Annotated in this window: 5 protein-coding genes and 1 pseudogene; 2 read left to right on the forward strand and 4 right to left on the reverse strand. The window is 62.4% G+C overall.

Features of this window, described 5'->3' with window-relative positions:
- Positions 1–4 precede the first annotated feature (4 nt).
- From F6X42_RS35880 to F6X42_RS35895, 4 genes are all read right to left on the reverse strand, one after another.
- Entirely contained in the window at positions 5–1,156 is a 1,152-nt protein-coding gene (locus tag F6X42_RS35880) for a DegT/DnrJ/EryC1/StrS family aminotransferase (RefSeq protein ID WP_187638684.1), read from the reverse strand.
- 175 nt (positions 1,157–1,331) lie between these two features.
- The gene (locus F6X42_RS35885) at positions 1,332–1,703 is read right to left on the reverse strand and encodes an SMR family transporter (RefSeq protein WP_187638685.1); all 372 of its coding nucleotides are present in this window, start codon (positions 1,701–1,703) and stop codon (positions 1,332–1,334) included.
- A gap of 23 nt (positions 1,704–1,726) precedes the next feature.
- Entirely contained in the window at positions 1,727–3,472 is a 1,746-nt protein-coding gene (locus F6X42_RS35890; protein WP_187638686.1) for a glycosyltransferase family 39 protein, read from the reverse strand.
- A gap of 118 nt (positions 3,473–3,590) precedes the next feature.
- Positions 3,591–3,965, reverse strand: coding sequence for an Mth938-like domain-containing protein (locus F6X42_RS35895; protein WP_187638687.1), 375 nt, complete (start codon positions 3,963–3,965; stop codon positions 3,591–3,593).
- A 1,184-nt stretch (positions 3,966–5,149) separates the two neighbouring features.
- Here F6X42_RS35895 and ltrA point away from each other — a divergent pair.
- Together ltrA and F6X42_RS35905 are read left to right on the forward strand one after the other, a co-directional pair.
- A complete protein-coding gene (ltrA, locus tag F6X42_RS35900) occupies positions 5,150–6,850 on the forward strand; it encodes a group II intron reverse transcriptase/maturase (RefSeq protein ID WP_187638688.1) in 1,701 nt (566 codons plus the stop codon).
- Between the two features lie 310 nt (positions 6,851–7,160).
- Positions 7,161–7,452 (forward strand): annotated as a pseudogene (locus tag F6X42_RS35905) (aminotransferase); the annotation flags it as partial.

Consider the following 7,452-nt stretch of genomic DNA (forward strand, 5'->3'; position numbering starts at 1 on the left):
CCGCTTACTTTCCGTAGTGTTCGCAAATTTCGTTGACCGCGCGGCATACGCGCTCGACGTCGCCTTCGTGCATCAGCGTGAAGAGCGGCAGCGTGACGGTGGTGGCGCCGAAGCGCTCCGCGTGCGGGAACATGCCTTCCTTGAAGCCGCGCGCGCGGTACAGGGAAAACAGGTGCAGCGCCGGGTAGTGCACGCCCGAGCCGATGCCGCGCTCCTTCAATTCACCCATGAAGCCGGCGCGGTCGATCGACAGTTTTTCGAGCGGTAGCGTGATCTGGAACATGTGCCAGTTGCTGTTTTCGAAATCGGCGAACGGCAGGCCGATGCCGAGCTTCACCGCCGCGCCGCCTTCGAGTTGCGCGAAGTACGCGCGCACGAGCTTCTTGCGCTGCGCGACGAAGCGCTCGAGATGCGGCAGCTGGCCGAGGCCGACGCGCGCGGCGACGTCGGTCAGGTTGTATTTGCCGCCGAGCACGTCGCAGTCCATGCCGTCGAAGCCGGTGCGCGTGATGCCCTGCAGCCGGTACTTCTGAGCGAGCACCGCTTCTTCCTCGTTGTTCAGCACCAGCGCGCCGCCTTCGATCGACGTCAGGTTCTTGTTCGCGTGGAAGCTGAACGACACGATGTCGCCGAGCTTGCCGATGCGCTCGCCGTTCCAGCGGGAGCCGAACGCCTGTGCGGCGTCTTCGATCACGCGCAGCTTGTGCGCGCGGGCGATCGCGTACAGACGGTCCATGTCGACCGGCAGGCCGGACAGGAACACCGGCAGCAGCGCCTTGGTGCGCGGCGTGATCGCTTGTTCGAGCAGATCGAGATCGATGTTGCGCGTGACCGGATCGATGTCGGCGAACACCGGGGTCGCGCCGGTCTCAAGGATCACGTTGCAGGTCGACACCCAGGTGGCCGGCGTCGTGATGACTTCGTCGCCGGGACCGACGCCGGCGATGCGCAGGCCGATTTCGAGCGTCGCGGTACCGGAATTGAAGGTGCGCACCGGGCGGCCGCCGCAGAACTCGGACAGCGCGGCCTCGAACTTCTGGTTCTGCGGGCCGGTGGTGATCCAGCCGGAACGCAGCACGTCGGCGACGCCCTGGATCGTTTCCTCGTCGATCTCGGGTTTGACAAACGGCAAAAACGGGACTTGTGACTGGCTCATGAATGCATCGCTCGATGGAAAGGGGCGCGGCCCGACGGGCGCGAAGTAAACCACAAACTTCGCGCAAACCCAAGGCCGCGGCTGAAAAAACGCAACCGCACAGCTTACCGCGGCCGACCTTACGTCTCGCTTAGGCGGCGCGTGCGCCGCGCGGGTTCCTGCGCGAGGCGCCGCGCTAGCTGCGCGCGAGCACGACCACGCCGACGAGAATGATGCCGATGCCAACCAGCTTCTGCACCGACATCACTTCGCCGAACAGGTACCAGGCGGCGATCGCGTTGACGACGTAGCCGAGTGACAGCATCGGATAGGCGATCGACACGTCCACGCGCGATAGCCCGATGATCCACACCGCCACGCTGATCACGTAGCAGGCGAGCCCGCCGATGATCGGCGGCTGGGTTGCCAGCTTGAGGCCGATGGGCAGGATGTTCGCACGGGTGAATTCGAAGTGTCCAACGGCATTCGTGCCGGCCTTGAGCAGCAGCTGCGCGCCGGCGTTCAGCGTAACGCCGGCGAGGATGCAGAAGAGGGAAATCGGGTTCATCGAAGGTCGGGTTCTCGAAATGACTATGGCTTTGCCGCGGGCGCGGAGGGGGCGGCCGCAGCGGCGTCGGCGAGTGGCTTCATCACCACCACGCGACGCGGGTCGCGCGCGATCACCTGCATCGGCACGCCTTGTTTGTCGAGGCGCTCGTAGGTCGGCGGCGGGATCAGCGCGAGCGCGTAGCGATCGGCCTTCCAGCGCTCGATCCACGCGTCGAGCGTCGGCACCCATTTTTGCGGCTCGACGGACACGCCGAACGCGAGCTCGTCCGGGTGCGCGACCATGATCATCGTGTGGCCGATGTAGAACGGCAGCGTGTGGTCGAGCACGCCGACCGAGTAGAACGGCGTGTCGGGCGGCAGCTTCGCGAGTTCGGCCTTGATCGCGGGCGCGAGCGGCGCGCCGGAGCTCAGGCGCCCGAACACGTCGTGACCGGTGCCCGCGATCGTGCCGAGCAGCAGCCAGCCCGCGCCGAACGCGGCGAGGCTACCGAGGCCGACCCGCGCGTTGGCGCCCGTGCCTGTCTGGCCGCGGCGGTTCAGCCACAGCGCGAACAGCGTCAGCACGAACGCGACGGCCAGCGCGGCGAGCACCCACACGCGGAATGCGACATACAGCGCGGCCGGATTGCGCGCGGTGCCGAGACGCGGCAGGAACAACGCCGCGAACGCGGCGACCACGAAAAACAGCGCGTAGCCCGCCAGATGCCGGCGCAGCTGCTCGCGCGTGACGAGCGACAGATACATGCCGATCAGCAACGCAATCGGCGGCGCGATCGGCAGCGTGTAGGACAGCAGCTTCGAGTGCGACGCGCTGAAGAACAGGAAAATGAAGACGATCCACGTGAGCATCAGCGTGACCGGCGCGAAGCCGTTCGGCTGACGCGGCTGGCGCCACGCGTGGCGCACACTCTGCACGCTCACCGACAGCCACGGCAGGAAGCCCACCAGCAGCACCGGCACGAAGTAGTAAAACGCGCCGGGGCGATTCTGCTCGGGCGTCAGATAGCGCTTGAACTGCTGGACGACGAAGAAGAAGTTCAGGAACTCCGGATTGCGCTGTTGCACGAGCACGAACCAGGGCGTCACGATCGCGAAGAAGGCGATCAGGCCGCTCACCAGATGCAGACGCTTCCACAGCGCCCAGTCGCGCGCGATCAGCGTGTAGAGCACCAGCACCGCGCCCGGCAGGATCAGCCCGACCAGGCCCTTCGAGAGTACCGCCAGCCCCATCGACGCCCAGCACACCAGCATCCAGCCACGCACGCACGGGGGCCGCAGGTTGGGGCGCTGCGCGAGCAGCAGCGCGCACAGCGTGAGCGTCATCCAGAACGACAGGCCCATGTCGAGCGTGTTGAAGTGGCCCATCAGGTTCCAGTACGGCGAGCAGGCGAGTACGAGCGCCGCGAACACGCCGGTCGCCGCGTTGAACACGCGCGCGCCGGTGAAGCCGATCAGCAGCACGCCGGCGAAGCCCGTCAGCGCGGTGTAGAGGCGCGCCTGCCATTCGCCGATGCCGAACCACGCGAAGGTCAACGCGTTCGCCCAGGTTTGCAGCGGCGGCTTCTCGAAGTACTTGTAGGCGTTGTAGCGCGGCGTGATCCAGTCGCCGGTCACAAACATTTCGCGCGCCATTTCGGCGTAGCGGCCTTCGTCGCTCGGCAACAGATGGCGCCAGCCGAGCGGCACGAACCAGATCACGGCGAGAACCAGCACTAGCAACAGAATCGCGGTGCGGTTGAGCGGTAGCCTCGACGGCGTATCGTTCATCAATTTCAACCTTTTTTGTTATCGACGGCGCGCGCACGGGCGCGGCGCGGGGGCCAGAACGGGGGAGGCCGGACGCACCGGCGCGGGGCCGCGCGGGATGCGTCCACGCCGGGCACGCTCAGGCTTCGATCAGCAACGCAGCCGCGACCTTGCGGCCCTCGGCCATCAGAATGTTGTAGGTGCGGCAGGCGGCCTTGAAGTCCATCGTTTCGACGCCGATGCGTTTCATGGTGAGCGCCGCGGTCAGGCGCGGGTGCGGAAAGCGCAGCCGCTCGCCGCTGCCGAACACGACCACTTCGGGCGCGGCGTCGACCAGCATCGCGAAATGCTCGGCGCTCAACTGCTCGAACGACGAGACGGGCCAGGCAATGACCGGCGCGTCCGGCAGCACGAGAATACTGCCCGCGTGACGCACCAGATTGATTTCGACGTAGTCGGCGCCGTAGCCGGTAACGGTATTCAGCGCGCCGCTGGAATCCTGATGTAATTTCAAATTGGTTTTCCGAAGTCGTCGTGAGACGTCATGCGTGTTGCCGGCCTGGCTGCACGTCGCACAGGCCGCGCGGTTCGACGCGTGTGACACACGAGAAGGCCGAAAAGGCTTGCCGTTGCGGGTGGTGCATTGCGGAAGTCGGCCAAAATCCGCTAAATTATAACTTTTTGTGCGACGCGAGTCGCATCGACTGGACGGCGAAAGCCGTCCCATTGGTGGCACCTTGTGGCCACCCCTTGTGTAGCAAGCGAAACCGGGTGCTGTCTGGCCTGGAATCGTAGCCTTAGACGCGCTGGAGTCTTCGGACTTTTGTGTGTAATTGCATTGACCTGATTACCGTCAGGTTCCGCCCAGTTAGCGGCTTCAACTCCGCTAACCAAGCGGATTGGAGTATGTGATTTCAGGGTAGGTCGAGCGCAAGCTCGGTTTGTCATTGTTCAACTTCACAGGATAGCCCCTGTGAAGCAGGGAACCTGCTGTGCGACCAGCAGTAGCCTAGGAGGACATGCGTCACTGGTAACGGTGGGGTGTGAAGCTTCTCTGACAATGTAGCCCCCGGCGGTTTCGGGCGGATGACTGCCGTGAGGTGGTCATCCGGAGACTCCTAGCAGCAATGGGGTCGAGGAGCTAGGCTGGCTGATAGGGTTAATGTAAGTGAACTGCTGATAAACCTCGTTAATAATGCAGTGCCAAAGCTGCTGGTAGGCACTAACCAAAAGGTGCGCGGTCGGTCAATCCGCTAGAAGGTCGGATTGCGTCGTCGTTGGACCGTCGGGGAATAGGCAGAACCTACGTCAGTCGTGTGACATGCCGGGAACGCGGTAAGCCCGTATCGTTGCCAGCGCGGTTTGGCTGGCAGGTGGACCGCAAGGAACGCTGTTGACGGTGCGGGTATGGGAGGACGGAGAAAGCGAATGCCGGGCCGTAATGGTCCGGATAGGGGTTGAGACATTACCTCACGCGATAAGCGGGCAGACTTCCGTCTGGTCTACCGTCGCAAGATGGCTGACAGACCTGAACTTTGGTGACACGGGTGTTCGCGCCCGTGCGTAGTAGATGGATGACATGTGGGCGCATGCGGCCCACATTTGTTCAACTGTTGTTCCCCAGCGGGGTGTTTCTACCCCGCTGGGGGAGATGCGCCTTCTGCTGTGGGAATGATCAACCCAAGGTAGGAGAGCAGCATGAAAGTATCCGTCCGAAAGGATGGATCTGCGCTTTCCCACGCGCCTGACAACTGGTACGCCGTAGATTGGCGTCGAGTCGAACGGAACGTGAGAGGGATGCAGATTCGAATTGCGAAGGCGACGCGGGAAGGTGCCTGGCGCAGGGTGAAAGCCCTGCAACGGATGCTGACCCGCACGTTGTCCGCGAAGCTGTACGCGGTACGACGTGTTACGCAGAACCAGGGTGCGCGAACGGCTGGAGTCGATCGTGAACTATGGGATTCGCCTGAAAGTCGATGGGAAGCCATCGGCAGGTTGAAGCGGCGCGGATACAAGCCTCTGCCATTACGGAGAGTCTTTATTCCCAAGGCCAATGGGAAGGAACGCCCTCTGGGCATCCCGACCATGCGGGACAGGGCGATGCAAGCCCTGTATCTGCTGGCACTGGAGCCGGTGTCGGAATCGACGAGCGATCCGAACTCTTATGGGTTCAGACTCAATCGCTCGACGGCCGATGCCATGTCGCAGATATTCATCGCCACGTCCCAGAAGGGTTCTGCCCGATGGGTGCTGGAAGCGGATATCAAAGGCTGCTTTGACTGGATCAATCACGACTGGCTGGCTGCCAATGTCCCAATGGACAAAGGCATTCTGCTGAAGTGGTTGAAGGCTGGCCTGATTTATAAAGGCCAGTTGCAGGCGACGGAGGCCGGTACGCCACAGGGGGGCATCATTTCCCCGACGCTGGCCAATGTGACGCTGAATGGGCTGGAGCGAGAACTGGTTGCGCATCTCGGTGCGAAATTCGGGATCGCGAAGGCCAAGAAGCTGAAAGTGAATGTGGTGCGGTACGCGGATGATTTTGTGATCACCGGCGACTCGAAAGAGATGCTGGAGAGTGAGGTCAAGCCTTGGGTGGAAGCATTTCTTGCTGTTCGGGGACTGCGACTGTCGGAGGAGAAAACGCGGATCACCCACATTGACGAAGGTTTCGATTTCCTTGGGTGGACTTTCCGGAAGTATTCGGGGAAGCTGCTCATCAAGCCGAGCAAGAAGAACGTGCAAACGTTCTATCGTAAGGTTTCGGAAACGATCAGCGGCAACAAGGCGGTGAGGCAGGAGGATCTGATCCGATTGCTGAACCCCATGTTACGGGGGTGGGCGCAGTATCACAGTCCCGTCGTGGCCAAGCAGGCGTACAACCGCATGGAGTATCTGGTTTTCCGGAGGCTCTGGTGGTGGTCGAAGAGGCGACACCCGCAGAAAAACGCCCGGTGGGTGGGGCAGAAGTACTTCCACTCAGTTGGCGAGCGTCAGTGGGTGTTCGCTGCTCCCGTGGTTTGGAAAGACGGTAGTAAGGGACTGTTTGAGCTGTACCAGATCAACGGCACGGTTATCAAACGGCACAAGAAGGTGAAAGGGGACTACCATCCCTTTGATCCGACGTGGGAGCAGTATGGCGAGCAGTTGCGTCAGGAACGCATGTGGGAATCGGTGCGTTACCGGAAGCAATGGGCGACGTTATACATGTCGCAGAGCGGGTTGTGTGCGCACTGTGGCTGTGCCCTGACGGAGGACACCGGCTGGCATGACCATCATCTCGAATATCGGATGCATGGCGGGTCGGACGCGCTGTCTAACCGGGTATTGCTTCACCCGCACTGCCACCAGAAAGTGCACGCTGGTAAACTTGTAGTAACGAAGCCGGTTCCGTCGTAGACGGAGCATTGTTTGTAGGCTCGAGCTGTATGCGGTGAAAGCCGCACGTACAGTTCCAAGGGGGCCCTTTTTCCGAGAGGAAGGGGGGCTACCCTACAGCCGCCTTGCGGCGCCCCTCGCTCAAGTGCCGCCACAAGCCGCGCTGCGCGCATCGGCGTGGCCTACCGGCTGCCTGTGTTGGCATTGCCCGCTTTCGCTGCGTTTTTTCCCGCGCCGGAACCCGCCAGGCCGCGGCCGCTCGACAGTTCGACTCATTTCGCGGCTGGCCGCCGTTTGCCCAAGGTTCGCCCCAGCCATCAACCAGGATGAAGTGCCCGCCGTGAAACCGATTCTCAAATCCAACAAGTTGTTGAATGTCTGTTACGACATTCGCGGGCCCGTCCTCGAACATGCGAAGCGGCTCGAAGAAGAGGGTCACCGCATCATCAAGCTGAACATCGGCAATCTGGCGCCGTTCGGCTTCGAGGCGCCGGACGAGATCATTCAGGACATGATCCTGAATCTGCCCAGTTCGTCGGGCTACTCGGATTCGAAGGGCGTGTTCGCCGCGCGCAAGTCGATCATGCACTACACGCAGCAAAAGGGCGCGCACGGCGTCGAAC

The organism is Paraburkholderia podalyriae, assembly GCF_014397785.1.
In the GTDB taxonomy this organism is placed as follows: domain Bacteria; phylum Pseudomonadota; class Gammaproteobacteria; order Burkholderiales; family Burkholderiaceae; genus Paraburkholderia; species Paraburkholderia podalyriae.

What these genes read in the sequence shown, in the direction of transcription:
- F6X42_RS35880 (WP_187638684.1), bottom strand. Translation starts at nt 1,156, where the DNA reads ATGAGCCAGTCACAAGTCCCGTTTTTGCCGTTTGTCAAACCCGAGATC.
- F6X42_RS35885 (WP_187638685.1), bottom strand. Translation starts at nt 1,703, where the DNA reads ATGAACCCGATTTCCCTCTTCTGCATCCTCGCCGGCGTTACGCTGAAC.
- F6X42_RS35890 (WP_187638686.1), bottom strand. Translation starts at nt 3,472, where the DNA reads ATGAACGATACGCCGTCGAGGCTACCGCTCAACCGCACCGCGATTCTG.
- ltrA (WP_187638688.1), top strand. Translation starts at nt 5,150, where the DNA reads ATGAAAGTATCCGTCCGAAAGGATGGATCTGCGCTTTCCCACGCGCCT.